The 20,735-nt window shown below is 46.4% G+C and carries 21 protein-coding genes and 19 other annotated features; of the genes, 2 read left to right on the forward strand and 19 right to left on the reverse strand.

Features of this window, described 5'->3' with window-relative positions; translation table 11 throughout:
- The first annotated feature begins 97 nt into the window (after nucleotides 1–97).
- Nucleotides 98–103: a ribosome-binding site (putative RBS for hilA; RegulonDB:STMS1H002939), on the forward strand.
- Together hilA and iagB are read left to right on the forward strand one after the other, a co-directional pair.
- Nucleotides 98–1,776 (forward strand): invasion genes transcription activator gene (gene hilA, locus STM2876; protein ID NP_461797.1). Within the gene, nucleotides 115–1,776 belong to an annotated coding region; the region does not span the whole gene. (Overlaps the previous feature by 6 nt.)
- A 9-nt stretch (nucleotides 1,777–1,785) precedes the next feature.
- Nucleotides 1,786–1,791, forward strand: a ribosome-binding site (putative RBS for iagB; RegulonDB:STMS1H002940).
- Nucleotides 1,786–2,276 (forward strand): cell invasion protein gene (iagB, locus tag STM2877; protein NP_461798.1). Within the gene, nucleotides 1,794–2,276 belong to an annotated coding region; the region does not span the whole gene. Its footprint overlaps the feature before it by 6 nt.
- 53 nt (nucleotides 2,277–2,329) lie before the next feature.
- Here the strand turns inward: iagB and sptP are convergent.
- The 19 genes from sptP to invA all read right to left on the reverse strand — a co-directional run bounded on the left by sptP (nucleotide 2,330) and on the right by invA (nucleotide 20,723).
- The gene (gene sptP / locus STM2878) for a protein tyrosine phosphate (RefSeq protein NP_461799.1) occupies nucleotides 2,330–3,969 on the reverse strand. Within the gene, nucleotides 2,330–3,961 belong to an annotated coding region; the region does not span the whole gene.
- Nucleotides 3,948–4,347 (reverse strand): chaparone related to virulence gene (gene sicP / locus STM2879; RefSeq protein ID NP_461800.1). Within the gene, nucleotides 3,948–4,340 belong to an annotated coding region; the region does not span the whole gene. Before sicP ends, sptP begins: the two co-directional genes overlap by 22 nt.
- Nucleotides 3,964–3,969 (reverse strand) — a ribosome-binding site (putative RBS for sptP; RegulonDB:STMS1H002941). It overlaps the preceding gene by 6 nt.
- Nucleotides 4,342–4,347 (reverse strand) — a ribosome-binding site (putative RBS for sicP; RegulonDB:STMS1H002942). It lies within the gene sicP.
- 19 nt (nucleotides 4,348–4,366) lie before the next feature.
- A complete protein-coding gene (locus STM2880; RefSeq protein NP_449260.1) occupies nucleotides 4,367–4,627 on the reverse strand; it encodes a putative cytoplasmic protein in 261 nt (86 codons plus the stop codon).
- A 43-nt stretch (nucleotides 4,628–4,670) separates the two neighbouring features.
- Nucleotides 4,671–4,924 (reverse strand): putative acyl carrier protein gene (gene iacP, locus STM2881; protein NP_461802.1). Within the gene, nucleotides 4,671–4,919 belong to an annotated coding region; the region does not span the whole gene.
- Nucleotides 4,919–4,924 (reverse strand) — a ribosome-binding site (putative RBS for iacP; RegulonDB:STMS1H002943). It overlaps the preceding gene by 6 nt.
- Nucleotides 4,925–4,937: 13 nt before the next feature.
- The gene (sipA, locus tag STM2882) for a cell invasion protein (RefSeq protein NP_461803.1) occupies nucleotides 4,938–7,002 on the reverse strand. Within the gene, nucleotides 4,938–6,995 belong to an annotated coding region; the region does not span the whole gene.
- Nucleotides 6,997–7,002, reverse strand: a ribosome-binding site (putative RBS for sipA; RegulonDB:STMS1H002944). (Overlaps the previous gene by 6 nt.)
- A gap of 11 nt (nucleotides 7,003–7,013) precedes the next feature.
- Nucleotides 7,014–8,051 (reverse strand): cell invasion protein gene (sipD, locus tag STM2883; RefSeq protein ID NP_461804.1). Within the gene, nucleotides 7,014–8,045 belong to an annotated coding region; the region does not span the whole gene.
- Nucleotides 8,046–8,051, reverse strand: a ribosome-binding site (putative RBS for sipD; RegulonDB:STMS1H002945). Its footprint overlaps the gene before it by 6 nt.
- A gap of 64 nt (nucleotides 8,052–8,115) precedes the next feature.
- The gene (gene sipC, locus STM2884) for a cell invasion protein (RefSeq protein ID NP_461805.1) occupies nucleotides 8,116–9,350 on the reverse strand. Within the gene, nucleotides 8,116–9,345 belong to an annotated coding region; the region does not span the whole gene.
- Nucleotides 9,345–9,350, reverse strand: a ribosome-binding site (putative RBS for sipC; RegulonDB:STMS1H002946). (Overlaps the previous gene by 6 nt.)
- A gap of 22 nt (nucleotides 9,351–9,372) precedes the next feature.
- Nucleotides 9,373–11,161, reverse strand: a protein-coding gene (gene sipB / locus STM2885) for a cell invasion protein (RefSeq protein ID NP_461806.1). Within the gene, nucleotides 9,373–11,154 belong to an annotated coding region; the region does not span the whole gene.
- Nucleotides 11,156–11,161 (reverse strand) — a ribosome-binding site (putative RBS for sipB; RegulonDB:STMS1H002947). It overlaps the preceding gene by 6 nt.
- Nucleotides 11,157–11,666, reverse strand: a protein-coding gene (gene sicA, locus STM2886; RefSeq protein NP_461807.1) for a surface presentation of antigens. Within the gene, nucleotides 11,157–11,654 belong to an annotated coding region; the region does not span the whole gene. Before sicA ends, sipB begins: the two co-directional genes overlap by 5 nt.
- Nucleotides 11,661–11,666: a ribosome-binding site (putative RBS for sicA; RegulonDB:STMS1H002948), on the reverse strand. (Overlaps the previous gene by 6 nt.)
- A 125-nt stretch (nucleotides 11,667–11,791) precedes the next feature.
- Nucleotides 11,792–12,869, reverse strand: a protein-coding gene (spaS, locus tag STM2887) for a surface presentation of antigens (protein NP_461808.1). Within the gene, nucleotides 11,792–12,862 belong to an annotated coding region; the region does not span the whole gene.
- The gene (gene spaR / locus STM2888) for a surface presentation of antigens (protein NP_461809.1) occupies nucleotides 12,849–13,646 on the reverse strand. Within the gene, nucleotides 12,849–13,640 belong to an annotated coding region; the region does not span the whole gene. Before spaR ends, spaS begins: the two co-directional genes overlap by 21 nt.
- Nucleotides 12,864–12,869: a ribosome-binding site (putative RBS for spaS; RegulonDB:STMS1H002949), on the reverse strand. Its footprint overlaps the gene before it by 6 nt.
- Nucleotides 13,641–13,646, reverse strand: a ribosome-binding site (putative RBS for spaR; RegulonDB:STMS1H002950). Its footprint lies within the gene spaR.
- Nucleotides 13,644–13,908 (reverse strand): surface presentation of antigens gene (spaQ, locus tag STM2889; protein NP_461810.1). Within the gene, nucleotides 13,644–13,904 belong to an annotated coding region; the region does not span the whole gene. Before spaQ ends, spaR begins: the two co-directional genes overlap by 3 nt.
- Nucleotides 13,903–13,908: a ribosome-binding site (putative RBS for spaQ; RegulonDB:STMS1H002951), on the reverse strand. Its footprint overlaps the gene before it by 6 nt.
- 21 nt (nucleotides 13,909–13,929) lie before the next feature.
- Nucleotides 13,930–14,609, reverse strand: a protein-coding gene (gene spaP, locus STM2890; protein NP_461811.1) for a surface presentation of antigens. Within the gene, nucleotides 13,930–14,604 belong to an annotated coding region; the region does not span the whole gene.
- Nucleotides 14,594–15,513, reverse strand: a protein-coding gene (gene spaO / locus STM2891) for a surface presentation of antigens (protein ID NP_461812.1). Within the gene, nucleotides 14,594–15,505 belong to an annotated coding region; the region does not span the whole gene. Before spaO ends, spaP begins: the two co-directional genes overlap by 16 nt.
- Nucleotides 14,604–14,609: a ribosome-binding site (putative RBS for spaP; RegulonDB:STMS1H002952), on the reverse strand. (Overlaps the previous gene by 6 nt.)
- The gene (gene invJ, locus STM2892; RefSeq protein NP_461813.1) for a surface presentation of antigens occupies nucleotides 15,505–16,523 on the reverse strand. Within the gene, nucleotides 15,505–16,515 belong to an annotated coding region; the region does not span the whole gene. The genes spaO and invJ overlap by 9 nt, the downstream gene beginning before the upstream one ends.
- Nucleotides 15,508–15,513: a ribosome-binding site (putative RBS for spaO; RegulonDB:STMS1H002953), on the reverse strand. It overlaps the preceding gene by 6 nt.
- Nucleotides 16,515–16,963 (reverse strand): surface presentation of antigens gene (invI, locus tag STM2893; protein ID NP_461814.1). Within the gene, nucleotides 16,515–16,958 belong to an annotated coding region; the region does not span the whole gene. The genes invJ and invI overlap by 9 nt, the downstream gene beginning before the upstream one ends.
- Nucleotides 16,518–16,523 (reverse strand) — a ribosome-binding site (putative RBS for invJ; RegulonDB:STMS1H002954). It overlaps the preceding gene by 6 nt.
- Nucleotides 16,936–18,231 carry a surface presentation of antigens gene (gene invC / locus STM2894; protein NP_461815.1) on the reverse strand — a complete coding sequence of 432 codons (1,296 nt, stop codon included), beginning with the start codon at nucleotides 18,229–18,231 and terminating at the stop codon, nucleotides 16,936–16,938. The genes invI and invC overlap by 28 nt, the downstream gene beginning before the upstream one ends.
- Nucleotides 16,958–16,963: a ribosome-binding site (putative RBS for invI; RegulonDB:STMS1H002955), on the reverse strand. (Overlaps the previous gene by 6 nt.)
- Nucleotides 18,228–18,642, reverse strand: a protein-coding gene (invB, locus tag STM2895) for a surface presentation of antigens (protein NP_461816.1). Within the gene, nucleotides 18,228–18,635 belong to an annotated coding region; the region does not span the whole gene. Before invB ends, invC begins: the two co-directional genes overlap by 4 nt.
- Nucleotides 18,637–18,642 (reverse strand) — a ribosome-binding site (putative RBS for invB; RegulonDB:STMS1H002956). (Overlaps the previous gene by 6 nt.)
- A 16-nt stretch (nucleotides 18,643–18,658) precedes the next feature.
- Nucleotides 18,659–20,723 (reverse strand): invasion protein gene (gene invA / locus STM2896; RefSeq protein ID NP_461817.1). Within the gene, nucleotides 18,659–20,716 belong to an annotated coding region; the region does not span the whole gene.
- Nucleotides 20,718–20,723: a ribosome-binding site (putative RBS for invA; RegulonDB:STMS1H002957), on the reverse strand. Its footprint overlaps the gene before it by 6 nt.
- Nucleotides 20,724–20,735 lie beyond the last annotated feature (12 nt).

Genomic DNA, 20,735 nt, shown 5'->3' on the forward strand with positions numbered 1-20,735 from the left:
AGCTCAACCTGACCGTTAGTACTAACAGCAGAATTACTGAAACAGTAGATTCTATCCTAACGACTTGTATTAGTTATTATAACTTTTCACCCTGTAAGAGAATACACTATTATCATGCCACATTTTAATCCTGTTCCTGTATCGAATAAAAAATTCGTCTTTGATGATTTCATACTCAACATGGACGGCTCCCTGCTACGCTCAGAAAAGAAAGTCAATATTCCGCCAAAAGAATATGCCGTTCTGGTCATCCTGCTCGAAGCCGCCGGCGAGATTGTGAGTAAAAACACCTTACTGGACCAGGTATGGGGCGACGCGGAAGTTAACGAAGAATCTCTTACCCGCTGTATTTATGCCTTACGACGTATTCTGTCGGAAGATAAAGAGCATCGTTACATTGAAACACTGTACGGACAGGGCTATCGGTTTAATCGTCCGGTCGTAGTGGTGTCTCCGCCAGCGCCGCAACCTACGACTCATACATTGGCGATACTTCCTTTTCAGATGCAGGATCAGGTTCAATCCGAGAGTCTGCATTACTCTATCGTGAAGGGATTATCGCAGTATGCGCCCTTTGGCCTGAGCGTGCTGCCGGTGACCATTACGAAGAACTGCCGCAGTGTTAAGGATATTCTTGAGCTCATGGATCAATTACGCCCCGATTATTATATCTCCGGGCAGATGATACCCGATGGTAATGATAATATTGTACAGATTGAGATAGTTCGGGTTAAAGGTTATCACCTGCTGCACCAGGAAAGCATTAAGTTGATAGAACACCAACCCGCTTCTCTCTTGCAAAACAAAATTGCGAATCTTTTGCTCAGATGTATTCCCGGACTTCGCTGGGACACAAAGCAGATTAGCGAGCTAAATTCGATTGACAGTACTATGGTTTACTTACGCGGTAAGCATGAGTTAAATCAATACACCCCCTATAGCTTACAGCAAGCGCTTAAATTGCTGACTCAATGCGTTAACATGTCGCCAAACAGCATTGCGCCTTACTGTGCGCTGGCAGAATGCTACCTCAGCATGGCGCAAATGGGGATTTTTGATAAACAAAACGCTATGATCAAAGCTAAAGAACATGCGATTAAGGCGACAGAGCTGGACCACAATAATCCACAAGCTTTAGGATTACTGGGGCTAATTAATACGATTCACTCAGAATACATCGTCGGGAGTTTGCTATTCAAACAAGCTAACTTACTTTCGCCCATTTCTGCAGATATTAAATATTATTATGGCTGGAATCTTTTCATGGCTGGTCAGTTGGAGGAGGCCTTACAAACGATTAACGAGTGTTTAAAATTGGACCCAACGCGCGCAGCCGCAGGGATCACTAAGCTGTGGATTACCTATTATCATACCGGTATTGATGATGCTATACGTTTAGGCGATGAATTACGCTCACAACACCTGCAGGATAATCCAATATTATTAAGTATGCAGGTTATGTTTCTTTCGCTTAAAGGTAAACATGAACTGGCACGAAAATTAACTAAAGAAATATCCACGCAGGAAATAACAGGACTTATTGCTGTTAATCTTCTTTACGCTGAATATTGTCAGAATAGTGAGCGTGCCTTACCGACGATAAGAGAATTTCTGGAAAGTGAACAGCGTATAGATAATAATCCGGGATTATTACCGTTAGTGCTGGTTGCCCACGGCGAAGCTATTGCCGAGAAAATGTGGAATAAATTTAAAAACGAAGACAATATTTGGTTCAAAAGATGGAAACAGGATCCCCGCTTGATTAAATTACGGTAAAATCTGAGAGAGGAGATATGCATTATTTTTTTATCATCGTAATCTGGTTGCTTAGCATAAATACGGCATGGGCTGATTGCTGGCTTCAGGCTGAAAAAATGTTCAATATTGAATCCGAACTACTTTACGCTATCGCCCAGCAGGAATCGGCGATGAAACCTGGCGCCATTGGTCATAACCGAGATGGTTCAACCGATCTTGGCCTGATGCAAATTAACAGCTTCCATATGAAAAGGCTGAAAAAAATGGGGATTAGTGAAAAACAGTTGTTACAGGACCCCTGCATTTCTGTCATTGTGGGCGCCTCCATTTTATCAGATATGATGAAAATCTACGGTTATAGCTGGGAGGCCGTTGGCGCTTATAATGCCGGGACGTCGCCGAAACGATCGGATATAAGGAAACGTTATGCTAAAAAAATTTGGGAGAATTACAGAAAATTAAAAGGAATGTCAGCAGAAGAGAAAAACAAAAGACTTTCTATCGCGGCAAACAAATAATTATACAGAAATAGCTTACTTTCAGATAGTTCTAAAAGTAAGCTATGTTTTTATCAGCTTGCCGTCGTCATAAGCAACTGGGCTTGCATTGCTTTTAGTTGTACAAACTGTGAGGCGTCTTCCAGCATTCTATTGTTCCGTGAATCCCGGAAATCTGCACGTACCTGCTCCAGATTACTATGAGGATTATCCTTAAGTACAAGGGCCGCCGCCATCGTTCCGGTTCTTCCCACTCCGCCCAGACAATGAATCATCGGTAAATGCTTATCTGATGAACTACGCCCCGGCGCGCCATTTTGGTTACTATTTTTCACCCTATCCGCCAGGTATTCTAACTGATCCGTAGACGGTAACGGCTGGTGATCTGGCCAATTTTTCACATGCAATACCGGGATTGTATACCGCTTTTCCCCGCAGGACAGTTGCATATTGTATTGGTCTATCGCTTCTCCCTGACTGGCTGAGCTCACTTTTTGGCTGTTGGTATGCACCTCGCCAAAGGTGTAGCTCCCTCTGAAATAGGGTGGTAATTGTTTTGCCTGCATCTGATCTTCCGACGTTAACACCACCAGGCACGAGCATTCTTTTTCAAGAAGCATTTTCATATGCGCTTCCAGCGCATCCGGCGTATTTTTTGGGTACGAACCGGCTAATGCCACAGGCTTACCGTCAAAAGTTAACGTATTCACTGGCACAGGCATTCCATCGCTCAGTTTCACCTGGGTTTGCTGATTAATTGGAATGCTGCTGACCGCAAATCGTGCCAGGCCCAGTGTCGGTCCGCTCATCGTCTGTGGCATTGGCGCGCCGGCTTCTATTTTCTCAAGTTCAGCTGTAACATTTTTCAGTTCTTTAGCAATAACGTGAATTTTTTTTACAGCCTGGGTTAATTCATGAGTAGAGGCTTTATCAACCCACCTCTCAACCTCTCCTCCACAGGTTCCCCATTGTGAGAACCGGGCTACACCGACCTGAATATTTGTTAACGTTGTAACATAATCATTAAGTTGTTTAGCCTCTGGAATTTTATTTAAATTCTGTAAATTCGTCATTAATGAACGCAGCGGGCCGTTACCTGAAGCCATCTCCTGGAAGTTTTCTCGCAGGCTATTTCCATCCATTTGTTCCAGTTGCGGTAATGTTCTTTTAAGTCCCTTTAGCGCGATATCGAGTAAAGGTTGCTTACTTTCTGCTCCAACATCGTTATTTTTTTCTGCCACTTTTGTATCGCCGCCTTTTATGACTAAAGCGGCATTCCTGACACCAACATTATCCTTGCTCTTAATAAGGTTTATAAACCCTTCGTCAGCAGCTTTTACACACTCCGTGATCTGCACTGCTAAACGTTGGGTAAGGGGTTTGTTCATATTTATACGGGACATTAACAGTGCGTCATTAACCGCTGTTTCCCCATATTTTTCCGTTAGTGCATGGAGAAATGTCTGTAAAATCTTTTGGTCCTGTACTCTGATATTTTCCGTATGTTTTTGCACCACTTCAGTGTTTTTAAATAACGGCATTTTTCCAAGCCAGGTTAATACTTTTGACGAAAATTTTTCAGGCGCAACATATGCCTTATCAGTATTTTCCTTAGCAATATAAAGTCGGGCATCATTCGACACACCAACTTTTGAAAACGAAGACAACGTTAAATTATTCAATTTTCTCTCCTCATACTTTAGCATATTCCTGCAGTATGTTTTTGAGCGCTTCCTGCTGATTCACAAATGACTCAAGCTGCGATATAATATGGTAAGTATTTGTCAGATCGGTAATTGCATGTATAAGCAACAACGTCTCTGCGGCATCAATATACGCTAACGTACCTTCATTATTCGCAGCCAGTTCACCATTAATCACCATAATCTGCCGCCAGATAGAATCGCCACAAACAGGCGATAACGGTATAATCATACCGTTCAATAACCAGATATCATCTTTAGCTTCAATAGACGTAAAAATATCGCTATCGAGTAATAATAAGCACTGATTGTTGTCGTCAAAAGTGAGCGGTAAACCCAATTTCTCACCAATATTAGCGATAATATCCTGGTGTGCTTGCAATTTACTTTCCTCTTGAATTATATCTTTTATAAGATTGCTTCTTCAAATTTAATCTGGTTACACAATGTCTTGATACTTTTTCGCGCCCATCGCCGGGCGCAATATTTCTCTCCTTTAATCCAGTAGAATAGCCATTCACTACGCATCGGAACACATATCAGCAGCTCCTTCGGATCATTTTCAACATGACGTAACTTGCCTTTAATAACAAAACGCGAACTGTCAGCAATATCATCATATATTGCAGCCATACCTGAACCGGGTACTACATGTGTGATGATTTTCATAACAATTAATCTTATTCAATTGTTGTCAAGCGAGAGAAAAATACTACACCCTGGACTCAAGACTTTTTTTAACAACACGGCATATATCCGCAAAGGTCATCATATCAGGAAGATCGTTTTCATTGCAACTAATGTCAAACTCCTCACTAAGACCAAATACAATATCAATTAAATCCAATGAGTCAGCGTAAAGATCCTCAACCAGATGGGTCTGACCATTGATACTATCAACATCAACGGCAATACAAGAGGTGATCACTTTTTTGACTCTTGCTTCAATATCCATATTCATCGCATCTTTCCCGGTTAATTAACGCTGCATGTGCAAGCCATCAACGGTAGTAATAACCCGATCCACGCCAGGTTTATTCAGGTATGACTCGTAAGCCGGGCCAGCTCGCCAGCTACCGTCTCCGATAAGGCCGTCCAGCACATTACTTAACACATAGTCAGTTTCCCCTTTTAGCCTGGTCAGCCCCGCCTCTCTGGCAAACTGCAGTGCAATCTCAGCCAGTTTTTCTTTTTGTGGATGATGAGTAATGACCTCTTTGAGAGTCTCCATTTTCGCTTTCAATTCTGGGTGCTTGTCAATATCGCTACATTGCGCTTTCAACGCTGCACTCTTTATCGTGTCATTGGGTAATATTTCCGCACGCAAGCCGTCAAACGCTCTGCGTACAGGGAACGGTGTGGAGGTATCTGGCTCCAGGGCTTTACGTATCACACCCAAAAACGTCTCACGGGCGTCGAAATGCATTGAATGCATATTCGTAACGCTCGGTACTGTTGAGAGGAAACTATTTTGCTTAAACTTCAAACCAGAAAATGGGCCAGTCTTATCTGTCTGACTATTATCATTATCGGTCGTACCGGCTTTATTACCTGTAATTACCGTCGTGTCTGATTGTAAGGTATCGGTTTTAACATTCTCGACGCCAGCCAGTTGACTGGCAAGCGGCTTCACATTCACAATCTCTGCCGTCTGGCTTTGCTGTTTATTATCATCAACGCCGTGCACCGTGGCCTGTACCGGCTTGCCGATAATGCTCTTGCTGGTTACGCCATCGACTTCATCAAAAGAGGTTGTTTCACCCGTAGTGCCCTTTTCTGACGTGACCACCTTTCCATCTTTACTTTCGGATGAAGCGTTGGTCACAGCCTCTGCCGTCGCATGAGCCGTGACGTCAATTTTACCCGCGATGCCATGGTCAATTGCCCCTGTGCTGGCGCTGTGTGCCGTCTCCGTTTGATGCGTAGTCGAATCCACACGCGAATGACTATGACTTACGTTGCTGCTGTTAGTCGAATGGTGTGACTCGCCATTGCGTTGGCTGTTATCAATAAATGTTCGGCTATTATCAATCGTCTTCCGGCTATTATCATGGTTGCTATTATCGATATGGCGCTGGCTATTATCGACATGGCTTCGGCTATTGTTAATATGCTTACTGTTATCCACGCTATGGTTACTGCTATCAATATTAATATTGATATTAATACCCGTAGGTTCTGCTTTTTTCCCACCATCAGGTACTGGTCCAGCCGCAGGCTCCGGAATTTTAGGGTCAGGCAGTTTATCTGCAGGAATTTGTGCAAAAACATTACGTAGCAGCAGGGGTATCAACGTTTGCATTTCAAGGTGCCGGGCTTCCCGTCCTACGCTGGTACCCTGCTCTTGCGTTAATTTTTGGTGGCACATATCAAGCGCCTCAACAGCCTTCGCCGCCGCTTTGTCAACAAGGTGCGTAAGATTGCTGCGGGTTAACGGATCTAACGTACAGCCAAAGTTATGTTCAATGCAGCTGGCAATATAGGGCATCACCTCCTGCATAACAAGATTCGTCGATAATTTACTTAATTCACCGCCAGTGTTATTTTTGATAATATCTAACAGCTGCTTTTCCAGGTTTTCCAGCTTCGCTTCCGCTTTCTTTGTTTCTGGCAGCCATGGCCCAAAAGCTGACTTTTCTTTCAGGCCATCTTTTATGATTTGCGCGGTATACTCTGCCCCCACCTTCATCAGTAGCGTCTTCGCCTCAGGAGAATCACTGGTGGCGTTGAGCGCTGAACGAAAGAGCCCGGCAAACTCCATTATCGCTTTCTTACCGGCGACATTATTTGAATTGGTAAAAACTTCTTTTAACGCCTCAGCGTCTTTCCCGCATTTAAACAATGCATCCAGACTCGCCTGTTTGATCAGCGCGGGAAAATCTTCCAGTTGCGGGCCTTTAATTTCCCCTGACAGCGTCGCTGTGGCACTTTCTCTGACTGCGGAAAGATTCGCCGCAAGATTCGTGGCCTGCGTTTTGATCTCGGTCTGCATACCTGGCATTATGACGGGGGGCTGAGTCCTTACACTTGTAACCATTATTAATATCCTCTTCTGTTATCCTTGCAGGAAGCTTTTGGCGGTTTCCAGGCTGCTACTTATCGTACTGCTCAGCACTTTTACCAGGTTGTCGTACAATGAATTGGCATTGCTATATTTTTGCGTCAGCGTCTGTAATGTGGTTTTCATATTTTCTTCCTGCGCTTTAAAACCCGACTGCCAGGCTTGATATTTGGCGTTATCCATTTCGAGTTTTGAGTCTTTTCCCGGCGCGCCTAAACCATCAATATCCTGAACCATTTTTTGTAATGGCGTCAGATCAACGGTGACGACATAACCGGATCCATAAGATTTCAGGCAGCTATTCGGTAAATTCAATTCACTGAGCCACTGTCTCGCTTCCGCTTCAGTGGCTACTTTAACGCCGCTGCCTGACTGCGCTGGAAATAAAACGGTATTACTGTTTATTTGATTATATTTATTGACTAAACTGTTTAAATCATTTTTGAGTGAGGTAACATCTAGCTTAACGGTATTACCGTCCTTACCTGGTAATAACCAGCCTCCCATTTTGGAAAGAATATCACTGAAGGCCTGATAAAAATCGGTATAGACTGCGACAACGTTTTCATAAACGCCCAGATAGCTGTCACCTATCGCCGATATATTTTGGGAAACCATATCCCAAATCTCAGCATCAGAAATGGTTGTTCTCGGCTGCGCCATAGGCGAAGCGCTAAATAAGGCCGACGTCGGCGCAGAAAACGCGCTCCGCAGGTTCTCATTTTGTTCTGCGGATAATGACACGCCGGACTTCGCCAGCGCATTCAGGCTGCTGGTCAACTGCTGGCGCGCCAGCGTGCGCTCGTCATTATTCTCTTCAGAGATCGGTGGCGTTGACTGCAGCGTCTGCTGTGCCTGGTGGATTTTAGTAGCCGCCTGCGATAATGAAATGATATCTGTACCGCGATGTTCTGTGGTAGACGGTACCACGGCAGTCTCGACGTGCTCGCTCGCCGAGGGAGTCTGCGGCCGTTCGGCAACGATCCCCGGATGAGGAGAAGCGGAATAATTTTGAATATTAAGCATAATATCCCCAGTTCGCCATCAGGAGCGCGATTAAATCACACCCATGATGGCGTATAGATGACCTTTCAGATTAAGCGCGAATATTGCCTGCGATAGCAGCGAGTGCGGATGCTTTCGACTGGTTAATGCTCTCCATTGTTTTCAGCATTTCCTGAATCAGGCTGGTCGATTTACGTGAACTTTCACGGGCTTCGTCCGATGCGGTGCTGGCAACCCGGTTATTCACCTGGCTAATTTGCTGCTCGGAACGTTCCTGAGTAGCGGCGTACTGCCCGGACGCCCCTGCAATACCACCGACCGTGACCGAGTTCTTCATAATCAGATCGCCCGTCATCTGCATCTTGCGCGCATCGATTCGGGTCATATCCATGGTATTCTGCTCAAGACGAATATCGGATTCGACAGACTCAAGACGTTTCGACAGAATAGCCTGATGTTCAGGGGAGATTTGTTTATTACTGTCTTTAATACCCAGACTTTCCGTGGCGCTGGTTCCGGCATTAGATTTAAGCGTCGCATCATTAAGATTTTTCGTCGCATCGGTACCGGTTTTCTTCATATTTAACGATTTCAGAGAATCGACGCCTTCAGCACCGAGTTTGACGCTATTCTGCCCGTTCAGCACGTTTTTAATACTGTGGCTTTCAGTGGTCAGTTTATCGATCTTCGCGGCATTATGTTTAAGCGCGCCTCTTTCATTCTGCAGCCCCTTATATTCCAGTTTGGCGCCCACGCCAGTGATCCCCAACTGAAGCGCGCTCTGGGAAATACTACCGGACAACGCATTCATCCCTTCGCGCATCATGGAGCTTGCCGTCGTTTTAGCTGCATCAAAACTGACTAATGACAACTTACCAGACAGTTTGCTATCAGCCTGGTTCAACGTCAGCATTAACGTATTCGCGGCAGCCAACAGCGCAACGGCACTGGAAGACATTCCGCTAATATCAAAAAACTTTCCGACTTCTGCCTGCTGCTCGCGTAACTGGGTTTGCACAACCTCATTCGCTTTAGTCGTGACATTATTTGCCAGAGCATTCAAATCCTGATTCATGTCGGTATTTTGAATACTGGCTTTTAAAAAGGACGTGATCGTTCCGGGGGTTTGCGTTAATACCCCTGGCGCAGGCGCGCTCAGTGTAGGACTCAACCCCAGGTCACTGACTTTACTGCTGCTAATACCAATACTATTCAGAATATCTTTAGCGCTAACGGATTGCGAAGCTGTCTGTGAACTATTCTCAACAGAATGATTATTTAAATAAGCGGCGGGATTTATTCCCACATTACTAATTAACATATTTTTCTCCCTTTATTTTGGCAGTTTTTATGCGCGACTCTGGCGCAGAATAAAACGCGAAGCATCCGCATTTTGCTGTACCGCAGAAGACATGGCTTTTTGCAGTTCCGCCGTTACCTTCTGGTTTTCACCAAATATTTCTACGGATTGTTTAAGCCACTGCTGAATCTGATCCATGGCAAAACGGGCGAGCATAAAATCAGCAAGCGCCTCGCTGGCATTTTTAATAAATACGCCCTCGGCAACACCACCGGCTGACTGGGCTGCGGTATTCGTGACTTCCATGCCCAACGCCACTTTATTTAGGGTATTACCTACCAGCTCTTTACTTAAGGCATTCGTTTGCAGGCCCATCTTGCTACCCACATTACCCAGACCGCTAGTAATACGTTGCATCCCCTGGGTAAAGAGTTTGCTGCCGTTTTGCGCCAACTGTTTCAGCACGTTAGGCACCAACTTCTTAATCGTTTCGCCCATCATTTTGCTCAGCGCGTTACCCAGTTTCGCCGCCGCGCCTTTCCCGACAACTGCGACCACCACAATGACCGCCACCATGGCAATAGCGGCGACAATCGCACCAACAATGCTGCCGGCCATCTCTGCCGTTTTCTTATCGACGCCTAATCCTTCCAGCGCTTTGGTAATCGCCTTGCCAATCAGCTCCATTAACGGCTTCAGCACATGCTCCATAATCGGGTTTAGCGCCTGCTGAATAAACGACACTCCCGTCGCCGCCTTCACAATTTCATCGGCCACCATTACCGCAAGTCCCACCGCAGCCAGCGCCAGACTCGCCCCACCGGTAAAAACAGCGGCCACAACGCTGACAATGGTTAGCAGCGCGCCGAGGACTTTCCCGATACATCCCATAATGCGGTTCGTTTCCTCGGCTTTGCGCGTCTCTTCCTGGAATTCAGCCGATTTCTTTTCCATCTCCGCCTGACGCCCTTCCTGCAAGGCGTTGAAAAGCGCAAGATCGTTTTGCAGGCTTTCTTCCGTATTTTTGCCCACAATCTCAATAAACATGGCCATGAGCATAGTGAGGCGGGCGACATTTGACAGATTATCCTGCTCACCCTGGGAAACCTGATTCTGAGAGGCGGCATTAGCCGTTCCCTGGAATTTGGTCAGAATGTTATCCGCTTTCTCGGCTTTCGCTTTGGCGTCTGTGCCTGCTTTAACCGTCGCATCCGTGGCCTTATCTAAGGCCTCTTTCGCCTCTGTCGCTTCTTTTCCGGCCTGTTCTACCGCGGCTTCAGCTTGTGCATAGCCGGGGTCAGCCGGGTCCAGCGATTGCAATTTATTTTGCGCCTGCGTCAGTTTTTTGGTCGCAGCGTCATAAACACTCTTGGCGGTATCCGTCTTTTTGATACTGGCTTCATAGAGATCCGTCGCCTCCTGAGCCTCTCCCAGAGCCGTCTGGAATTCTTTCGATACCTGAATCCCCATCTCTTTTTGTGACTCAATCATCGCCTGCCATACCGCCAGACGAGACTCCAGTTGAGACAGCGAAACATCGCCCAGTAGGGTCATTAACTTGCCAAGCAGTAATGTCAATTGCCCTTCGCTGGAGAGTTTTTCCCGGGCGGCGTCCGTAGGCGGCTTTAGACCCACCGTATTAATAGCGCTCTCGCCGGACTTTGTTCCGGCTTTAAGGTCGCCCGCTTTCGTTGCCACCACATCTTTAAAAGCTTTATCCGCCGCTTTTAAAAAGTCCGTGTTCTTACGAACGCCTTCAAAAGCCGCCTCAGCGAGGCGCGGATTTTGGGTATATCCGCTACGGCTAATGCTACTTGCGTCATTTACCATAATTATTCCTTTTCTTGTTCACTGTGCTGCTCTGTCTCCGCCGTTTTTAGCGCCTCCAGATAGACCAACGCTTTTGCCCGCAGAGACTCATCTTCAGTACGTTCATTGACAAGTTCAAAACACTGTCTGGCTTTTGCTGCCTTACGCATTAATAATTGACACTGCCCGGTAAAAAAAACGGGGCGATAATCATTTTTAAGTAACGTAAACGCTACTGCATAAAGGTCACATGCTTTCTGAAATTGTTTTTTCAGTTGGCATACTGCCGCCAGTCCCATGGTGTAATCGGGATTGTAAAAATCATAAATGCATAAGAAACGAAAGAACGTCTCAGCTTCATCCAGTCGTCCCTGGTTATAAAACTCATAAGCATGAGCATATAAACCGTCCATCATATCTTGAGGGATCCCATGAACGTCTTTTAGCGTGGCGCCTTCACTAACGGCATCCCAAATCATTTCCGCAACACGTTCTTCGCTGACATTATTTTGATAATCCATTACTTACTCCTGTTATCTGTCACCGACTTTGTAGAACTTAACGACTGCGTTTATCTGATGCAGTTATTAAACCCCGACGGTGGTTAGTGAACATTCAAAAAACGCCCAATGAATACATCGCTACTGCCTTACGCGGCTCAATGCCGTACCTCGTTTTCTTGTGGCTGAATAACGTCTTTGCCCGCGTTTTCTACCTCTTCCAGCCAAACCAGAAGACGTAAAACTTCATCAATTTCTTCCAGACTCACCAGATCATAACGGCGATGGGTTTTGAAAAGACTGCGCGCCAGTTTGATATCGACGATCACAGGTACGCCAACCTTCTCCGCATAGGCGCGGACGGCCAGTGCGCGCTGATTCGTTTCATACACCGAGATCATCGGAATCGGCATCAATTCGGGTTTAAAATAAATCCCGATCGTAATATGCGTGGGGTTGGCAACAATCAGGCGTGAGTTTTCAATATCAGATTTCACCTGTTCAGACAGAATTTCCATATGAACTTCACGTCTTTTAGATTTAACCTCTGGGTTCCCTTCCTGCTCCTTCATTTCACGCTTCACTTCTTCCTTATCCATTTTCATATCTTTCATGGTCAGGAAATATTCCGCAATAGCATCCAATAATAAGACAATCAATGCGCAAGCAAGGCAAGTTAATACCAATGCGAGGAGAAGTTCACGCCAAATGACGGCAATACCTACAATATTGCCATTTAGCTGAGAAAAGATTTCAACCTTATATTTCTTCCAGCAAATGATGGCGGCCACCACAAAGGATGAGAGATACAGTAGGGTTTTGACCGTATCTTTAACCGTGCGCATACTAAAAAGTTTTTTTGCCCCTTCTACCGGGTTTAACGCCGATAAATTAGGCTTTAATGCTTCTGTCGCCAGCACAAAACCGGCCTGTAATAACGCCGGTAATGCGGAACACACTAAGCAGAGCAGCATAAATGGAATCAGATATTTTAACCCTATCCCAAAAACGGCCAAACTGTAGTCAGCCATGCTCTGATCAAAATTATCCGCAATAATGATCTTAATTATCCCCATAAACTCATTAAATGAGCCATACGACACCAGATAGGCAATTCCTCCCAGCGTCAGGCAGGCGATAATGAGATCTTTACTTTTAAATGACTGGCCTTTTTTAGCGGAGTCTTCCAGCCGTTTTTTAGTCGGTTTTTCTGTTTTATTCGAGGACATGCGTCGCCCCTCGCTCGTAAAACCAACTGCTTAACCCTGTGGCCTGGAAAGAGAGTCGCAGTACATTGTCCGGTAGTACCGGAGAGAAATAAAGCAGCATAATTAAAACGGCAATACCGCTTTTTACCGTCAGTGAAATCGCAAAAGCGTTCATTTGCGGAGCAAAGCGCGACAATAAACCCAGGAATACTTCTGACAGCAACAGCACTAATACCACCGGACTGGCCAGAACCAAGGCGTTTTGAGCCACCTGATTAATAAACGTTAATAGCGGCGGTAATGAAGGCGTGCACTCGTTCATCGGATCGCATAGCTGATAGCTTTTATTTAACACGTCAACCATCGTGACCAGACCGCCGTTTTGTAAATAAACGACAGCGGCAAACATATTCAGGAAATTAGCCATTTCCGAGGTATCAATACCGTTTGCCGGATCGATACTACTACTTAGCGTTGCCCCTCGCTGGTTATCGATAATACAACCCAGCGCATGCATAACCCAAAAAGGCCATGACAGCAGACAGCCCAGCATGACGCCTACCGCCGCTTCTTGCAGAACTAACGGGATCATCGCCACCGATAAAAACGGCGGCGCCTCGTTCAATGCATGCGGCCATACTCCCAATGCCACCAGGATGATAATGGCGTTTCTCGGCGCACCGCTTAATACCCCGCTATTCAAAAACGGCAGGAAGAAAAAAATCGGCGCCACGCGAGCAAACCCTAGCGCCGCAGACGCAACCAGGTGATGAATTTCAAAGTACAACGCGTAAAACATTTTTTACCCCTTAGCCAACGCCAGGAATATCACCTGACGCCCGTAAGAGAGTAAAACTTCGCCATACCAGCCAGACAGTAAAAACAAGCATAAACACACGCCAAGTAATTTAATGCCAAAAGGCAGCGTCTGTTCCTGTAATTGCGTTACCGTCTGGAATAACCCTACCAGGAGGCCGATAATCGTTGCGACAATCGTCGGCCACCCTGACAGGATCAAAACAAGATAGAGCGCCTTATTACCTGCAAACACTAAATCATCCATTTAACTATCCCGTCTCGTAATGATGTCATGTTGCAATGTCCATATACTGTAATATCAATCCCTTAGACAGTAAGGTCCAGCCATCAAGCGCGACAAAAAGCACCAGCTTAATAGGTGTAGATATCGTCACCGGACTCATCATCATCATCCCCAGCGCCAGTAGCACGCTGGATACCACCAGGTCGACGACGACAAAGGGCAAATAAAGATAAAAACCAATTTTAAACGCGCTTTTTATTTCGCTCAGCGCATAAGCAGGTAATAACGCAAATATTGAAGGTTTTTCAATTTCATCTTTGTCACGCTTTACCGTCTCGGTCTCTTCTCCATACTGACGCTTCAGTTGCGCGTTTTCAAAAAACTGAACTAACTCGCGATCTGAATATTTGATCAGATAATCGCGATAACCATCCAGACCTTCATCAACGTGTTTACTTAATGATGAAATATCATTAAAGGTGACATCTTCGTCCTCAAAATAGACGTAGGCATCATGCATTATGGGCCACATAACAAACATAGAAAGCAGCAATGCGACGCCGTTAAGCGTCATATTTGAAGGTATCTGCTGTAATCCCAGGGCGTTACGCACCATGACAAATACAATAGAAAATTTAACGAAACAGGTTCCTGACGCAATAATAAATGGCAACAGGGTGGAAAATGCCAGTAAGGCAATTAATGAGATATCATTCCCCATTACCAGACTCGCTCAGCCATTCATGGATCTCAACGCCTAAGGTGTCATTCATCTGTACCAGTTCGCCATTACCCAGCAAAACACCATTCGCCATAATTTCAACGTTAAGTTCAGCATTGGTCGGCAGTGATAATAGCTGTTGCTGCCCCATGGCTTCGAGTTCGGCGAGGGTAACGTTCTTACGATACAAAACAAATTCCAGTTTGACGGGCAATTGATTCAAGCCAGGCAGAGTTTCTGCAGTTTCAGTTGTATTATTTTCTTCTTCGATATGTTGAATATCTAACGTTTCCACAATAATTCCCCCTTCAACACGGTTGAAATGACCTAACTTTTTCGCGTAGCAATAAACTTCCGCACGGGAAGTACGAATCAGGAGTACATCTCCGATCCCGATTCGGCCCAGCAACGAACGCTGCGTATCACTGCTACCGATTACAAAGCGCAACGGCCAACGCAGCATTTTCGGCCTGCCGCCCCCGACTGCAGGCAGTTCAGGAAGATGCTCAAACCACAGGCCGCCCCGATCGCTCATAATGTGCAACAATTTCCCTTCCGGCAGCGCGCTTCCCGGTACGGGGTTCTCTACGCATAAACGCCGACAGGACAAATGCGGCACGGGCAACTCAAACGGTCGCTCTGTTGCAGCAAGCCAGGGAACGACCAGGTGCTCAGCGCCAGCAGAAACCGCCGCCCCAGCCAGAGCGGGAGAGACATGCTCAAGCCAGTCCCCAGGTTTAATCCAGGCCGACCACCGTTTTTCTGCATCGCTCAACCGAACCCACATTCCCTGTCGCGTCGGATATTCCAGCGTCGCTTCCCGGCCATGGCGCTGGCATTCTGTCGCGGTTTGCGCCAATAGCCATTCGCGACGATCAATCTGTCTCACACGCAATGACATCAGGCGTCATCCTCCTCGCCAGATTGCTGTCTGTGCTGTTGCTGCTGCGGATTTTGTTGATCGTCTCGCGTCAGGTGCCAGCGCTGGGGATTACCGTTTTGCCATTGATCATGCAAACGATGTTCAACCTGCGTATTTGACGGTATTAACGAAAACTCCCCTGCTTGCCGCGCCTGAATATTGACGGAATAGTCATTTCCCCAGCGCTGAAAACGGTAAGTCAGCGAGCTATCCTCTCCTTTCACGCCATCGGCAGTGGGAAAAATAGTCATCATCGGCTTTGATTGCGCCGCTAAAGGCATTTTTTCATCGCCGCCGGTTAATTGGCTAAGATCGGCGATAGTGGTTGGTTGCAGCGGAAGCTGAGAAACATCTTTAACCTTTTTATGATCTTTATCTTCAGGCTTACCGGTATTGGCTGCGGCCATTCGGGCAGGTGCGACATCCCGCGCCAGCGGCGCGCCCTCTTTACGAACGCCTTCGCCCGCGATGGCTTTATTATCCCCAGGCAATGCCTTGATATTATCGTCAGAGATTCCCGTGGCGTTATCGGTTACTTCACTAACGGATTCCACAGCTTTTAAATCAGCAGATAATTTTTTACCGCTTACGCTTTCTAACGGCCTATTTTTAGACGATAGCAACGCTGCGGATTTATCTACTTTGGCCTCCGCAGAGATCAAACCGACAGATTTTTCAGCAGTGACTTTCAACAGTTTTTCAGCAATCCTGAGTTCGCTTTTTCCGTTATGATGCAGACCAGAAACGTTGCCATTGTGATGTTCTGATTTCGCTGGCGCGCCATGTCGCCATGCCGCCAGTAATAACGGTAAAGCCGTTTCTTTATGCATTACGAAAGCATCGCCATAGTCGCGATCTTTTTTATCACCGGAATATTCTGTCTTATGTTTTTCCACCGCTTTTTTTAATGCTTCTGATAAACCGCCAACCTCATCCTGCTGCGGCAGTAAAATGTTCCCGGATGAACTGACAGCTGACACATCGCCCATTAAATTATCTCCTCTGACTCGGCCTCTTCCTGCTGTATCTCTCGCTGGATATAGAATCTTTTCTGACGGATTATCCAGCGTTGATAGTTCCCTTCTTTGCGCAACCAATATTTACTTTTTTTCTGAAACTCTTCCCTTTTCTTTTCCAGCTCGCTCCGTTTTTCCTGAATTTGTATAATCTGGAGTTCTAAATCTTTTATCTGCCGGCGAACAATAGACTGCTTACGTAATAACGTATAAATTTCCTCACGACTGAGCTGTCTGTTTTCTGCACGCAGCGTATCTAATAACAATTTCAGACCCGCTATTTGTTCAAGGATCGCCTCCTCCTCGGCCTGCAGCCCGCGGTCCTCATCCTGATAGCGAAGTAATATCGACTCACACTGTGAATGAAATACCGTACAGCGCCGCTGCAATACTTTAATTCTGGTCAGCGAATGCATTCATACCGCTCAACGTGTCATCAAAGGATGAATACTGCGCTACCGGCTGGCATAACCAGGCTTTCAGGCTATCCCGCATCTGCATCGCCCGATCGTTATCGATATTTTCGCCAGGACGATATTCTCCCAAGTCAATGAAAAGCTGGAGCTCTTCCAAACGCGTCATTAATTTACGCACGGCAGATGCCTGTTCAGCATGTGTCGGCGTCGTGACTTGTCCAAAAACGCGGCTTACGCTTTTCAGTACATCGATTGCCGGGTAATGTCCCTGCCCGGCCAGCTTTCTGCTCAGATACAGGTGACCGTCAAGGATAGAGCGAATTTCATCCGCCATCGGGTCCGCCTCTTCCTCGCTTTCCAGCAGTACCGTATAAAAGGCAGTAATGCTTCCCTCGCTGGTCGCCCCTGGGCGTTCCAGCAAGCGGGGCAAATTATCGAATACGGAGGCGGGATAACCTCGACGAGCCGGACGCTCTCCCGACGCCAGTGCCACGTCTCGCAAAGCACGCGCATAACGGGTCATGGAATCGATAAAAAGCACGACCCGTTTTCCCTGGTCGCGAAAATATTCCGCTACGGTTGTCGCCAGTTGCGCCGCATTGCAGCGATCGACCGAGGGGAAATCGGAAGTGGCAAAAACCAGCACGCATTTTTCTTTCTTATGCGAAGCGCGCAACATATCCACGAATTCAGTGACCTCACGGCCTCGTTCACCGATAAGACCGATAACAAAGACATCCGCCTCCGTTTGCTCGATCAGCATATGCATCAGCATGGTCTTACCGCATCCTGCGGAGGCAAAAATGCCCATTCGCTGGCCTACGCCACAGGTCAATAACCCGTCAATCGCGCGCACACCGGTAATCAGCGGTTCACGGACGCCAACGCGTGAAGCGTAAGACGGCGGTGCGACATCAATAACGCGTTCTTCGCTAATCGGCGCCACTTCAGGGGTAAAACGCTCAACGATTTTCCCTGTCGGATCCAACACCGCGCCTAATACCGAGTATCCCACCCACGCCGATAACGCACGTCCAGTGGGATAAAGCACGACATCGCGGCTCAGCCCCTGGGCATTGCCGATAAGGCTCAGCACGGTGCGTTCCCGCTGTAAGCCAACCACCTGCGCACGTGCAACAACCTGTTTTTGGTGCCAGCCACGGCGTATTTCACACAGTTCGCCAATGGCCACATCGCGCAATTCCGCCTCAATAATTGGGCCGGTTATTTTTTGTGGGTAGGCCAGATATTGCAGTAAACGAGGTGTTTTCATCTCATTAGCGACCGACTAAAAACTTCCAGATAGTTGTAAAACCCATTCAAGGCAGTAGAGAACTTTTCACCGTCAGATAAAAAATCCGGATGCACTAAGGCTTTAAGCGTTAGCTCCCCATTCTGCTCCCCCAGTAGTAATTGCCCGCCGCGGGCAAAATGGCATCCTTCCATTATGGTCATTAAGATTTCATAAGCCCGCTGTTGTAATACCACCATGCTGTCAGCACCCAATTGCGCCCAGATCCATACATCATCGTCCTTGACGCTGATACAGATACTTGGCAATGCAAATAAATCCAGAACAATTGTTGAATGGCTATCTATTCCTCCAATTAATGAAGGATCGCAACCACTTACTTCCAGTGCGGAACGAACTAATTCAGCGATATCCAAATGTTGCATAGATCTTTTCCTTAATTAAGCCCTTATATTGTTTTTATAACATTCACTGACTTGCTATCTGCTATCTCACCGAAAGATAAAACCTCCAGATCCGGAAAACGACCTTCAATCATTTTCTTAATAAATCGACGGACATCGACAGACGTAAGGAGGACAAGATCTTTATGTGCAATCAATAAATCATCCAACTTAAGTGTAATGAGATCCATCAAATTAGCGGAGGCTTCCGGGTCAAGGCTGAGGAAGGTACTGCCAGAGGTCTGACGGATCCCTTTGCGAATAACATCCTCAACTTCAGCAGATACCATTACTGCTCGTAATTCGCCGCCATTGGCGAATTTATGACAAATATAACGCGCCATTGCTCCACGAATATGCTCCACAAGGTTAATGACATCTTTTTCTCTTGGCGCCCACAATGCGAGCGCTTCCATAATTAACTTCATATTACGCACGGAAACACGTTCGCTTAACAAACGCTGCAAAACTTCAGATATACGTTGTACCGTGGCATGTCTGAGCACTTCTTTAAGTAAATCAGGAAATTTCGCTTCCAGTTGGTCCAGCATATGTTTTGTTTCCTGAATACCGAAATATTCATTGACGTTGCGCGCCAGCGTCACCGCCAGACAGTGGTAAAGCTCATCAAGCGCGTTCCGCAACACATAGCCAAGCTCCCGGAGTTTCTCCCCCTCTTCATGCGTTACCCAGAAATACTGACTGCTACCTTGCTGATGGATTGTTGGATTAATACCAAAGGACACGACTTCATCGGAATAATTTACCACTCGCATCAAATCAAAATAGACCGTAAATTGTTCAACACGGATCTCATTAATCAACAATACGATGCTGTTATCGTCCAGGCCCTCGCCATCGCGTAACAATACTTCCGGCAGGCGCACGCCATAATCAATAAAGAACTGACTACGTAGACGCTCCGCAAGTTGAGCTTTTTCCAGATCTTCACGCCGGCTCTTCGGCACAAGTAATATCAACGGTACGGTCTCTGTAGAGACTTTATCGAGATCGCCAATCAGTCCTAACGACGACCCTTCTTTTTCCTCAATACTGAGCGGCTGCTCGCCTTTGCTGGTTTTAGGTTTGGCGGCGCTACGTTTTGCTTCACGGAATTTAAAATAGAAGAGTACGCTTAAAACCACCGATAAAATAACAAAAACCGGCAGTGGGAATCCCGGCAGAGTTCCCATTGAAATGGTCAAAATAGCCGTAACAACCAATACAAATGGGTTGTTCAACAGCTGCGTCATGATATTCCGCCCCATATTATCGCTATCGCCATTTACGCGGGTCACGATAAAACCGGCACTAATCGCAATCAACAATGCGGGGATCTGGGCGACAAGACCATCACCAATGGTCAGCATGGTATAAGTAGACAGGGCGGAGGACAAATCCATACCATGGCGAGTCATCCCCACCGAAATACCGCCAATAAAGTTCACAAAGATAATAATGATGCCGGCAATAGCGTCACCTTTGATAAACTTCATCGCACCGTCAAAGGAACCGTAAAGCTGGCTTTCCCTTTCCAGTACGCTTCGCCGTTCGCGCGCGGCATCCGCATCAATAATACCGGCCTTCAAATCGGCATCAATACTCATCTGTTTACCGGGCATACCATCCAGAGAAAATCGGGCCGCGACTTCCGCGACACGTTCTGAACCTTTGGTAATAACGATAAACTGGACCACGGTGACAATAGAGAAGACAACAAAACCCACCGCCAGGCTATCGCCAATAACGAATTGCCCGAACGTGGCGATAATTTCACCGGCATCGGCTTCAATCAAGATAAGACGACTGGTACTGATCGATAATGCCAGACGAAAGAGCGTGGTAATTAACAGTACCGCAGGAAACGTTGAAAAACTGAGGATTCTGTCAATGTAGAACGACCCCATAAACACCAATATCGCCAGTACGATATTCAGTGCGATCAGGAAATCAACCAGATAGGTAGGTAATGGAATGACGAACATAGAAATGATCATCACCATTAGTACCAGAATCAGTAATTCAGGTCGTAAACGAGCACTGTTAAGTAGAGAAAGCAGCACTATAGGTATCCTGTTAATA

The sequence above is a fragment of the Salmonella enterica subsp. enterica serovar Typhimurium str. LT2 genome (genome assembly GCF_000006945.2).
Classification (GTDB): domain Bacteria; phylum Pseudomonadota; class Gammaproteobacteria; order Enterobacterales; family Enterobacteriaceae; genus Salmonella; species Salmonella enterica.

Coding starts and splice junctions, on each gene's coding strand:
- sptP (NP_461799.1), bottom strand. CDS start 3,961: ATGCTAAAGTATGAGGAGAGAAAATTGAATAATTTAACGTTGTCTTCG.
- sipA (NP_461803.1), bottom strand. CDS start 6,995: ATGGTTACAAGTGTAAGGACTCAGCCCCCCGTCATAATGCCAGGTATG.
- sipB (NP_461806.1), bottom strand. CDS start 11,154: ATGGTAAATGACGCAAGTAGCATTAGCCGTAGCGGATATACCCAAAAT.
- invI (NP_461814.1), bottom strand. CDS start 16,958: ATGCATTCGCTGACCAGAATTAAAGTATTGCAGCGGCGCTGTACGGTA.
- STM2880 (NP_449260.1), bottom strand. CDS start 4,627: ATGAAAATCATCACACATGTAGTACCCGGTTCAGGTATGGCTGCAATA.
- iacP (NP_461802.1), bottom strand. CDS start 4,919: ATGAATATGGATATTGAAGCAAGAGTCAAAAAAGTGATCACCTCTTGT.
- spaR (NP_461809.1), bottom strand. CDS start 13,640: ATGTTTTACGCGTTGTACTTTGAAATTCATCACCTGGTTGCGTCTGCG.
- sipD (NP_461804.1), bottom strand. CDS start 8,045: ATGCTTAATATTCAAAATTATTCCGCTTCTCCTCATCCGGGGATCGTT.
- invB (NP_461816.1), bottom strand. CDS start 18,635: ATGCAACATTTGGATATCGCTGAATTAGTTCGTTCCGCACTGGAAGTA.
- iagB (NP_461798.1), top strand. CDS start 1,794: ATGCATTATTTTTTTATCATCGTAATCTGGTTGCTTAGCATAAATACG.
- sicA (NP_461807.1), bottom strand. CDS start 11,654: ATGGATTATCAAAATAATGTCAGCGAAGAACGTGTTGCGGAAATGATT.
- spaP (NP_461811.1), bottom strand. CDS start 14,604: ATGGGGAATGATATCTCATTAATTGCCTTACTGGCATTTTCCACCCTG.
- spaO (NP_461812.1), bottom strand. CDS start 15,505: ATGTCATTGCGTGTGAGACAGATTGATCGTCGCGAATGGCTATTGGCG.
- spaS (NP_461808.1), bottom strand. CDS start 12,862: ATGTCCTCGAATAAAACAGAAAAACCGACTAAAAAACGGCTGGAAGAC.
- invJ (NP_461813.1), bottom strand. CDS start 16,515: ATGGGCGATGTGTCAGCTGTCAGTTCATCCGGGAACATTTTACTGCCG.
- sipC (NP_461805.1), bottom strand. CDS start 9,345: ATGTTAATTAGTAATGTGGGAATAAATCCCGCCGCTTATTTAAATAAT.
- invC (NP_461815.1), bottom strand. CDS start 18,231: ATGAAAACACCTCGTTTACTGCAATATCTGGCCTACCCACAAAAAATA.
- hilA (NP_461797.1), top strand. CDS start 115: ATGCCACATTTTAATCCTGTTCCTGTATCGAATAAAAAATTCGTCTTT.
- spaQ (NP_461810.1), bottom strand. CDS start 13,904: ATGGATGATTTAGTGTTTGCAGGTAATAAGGCGCTCTATCTTGTTTTG.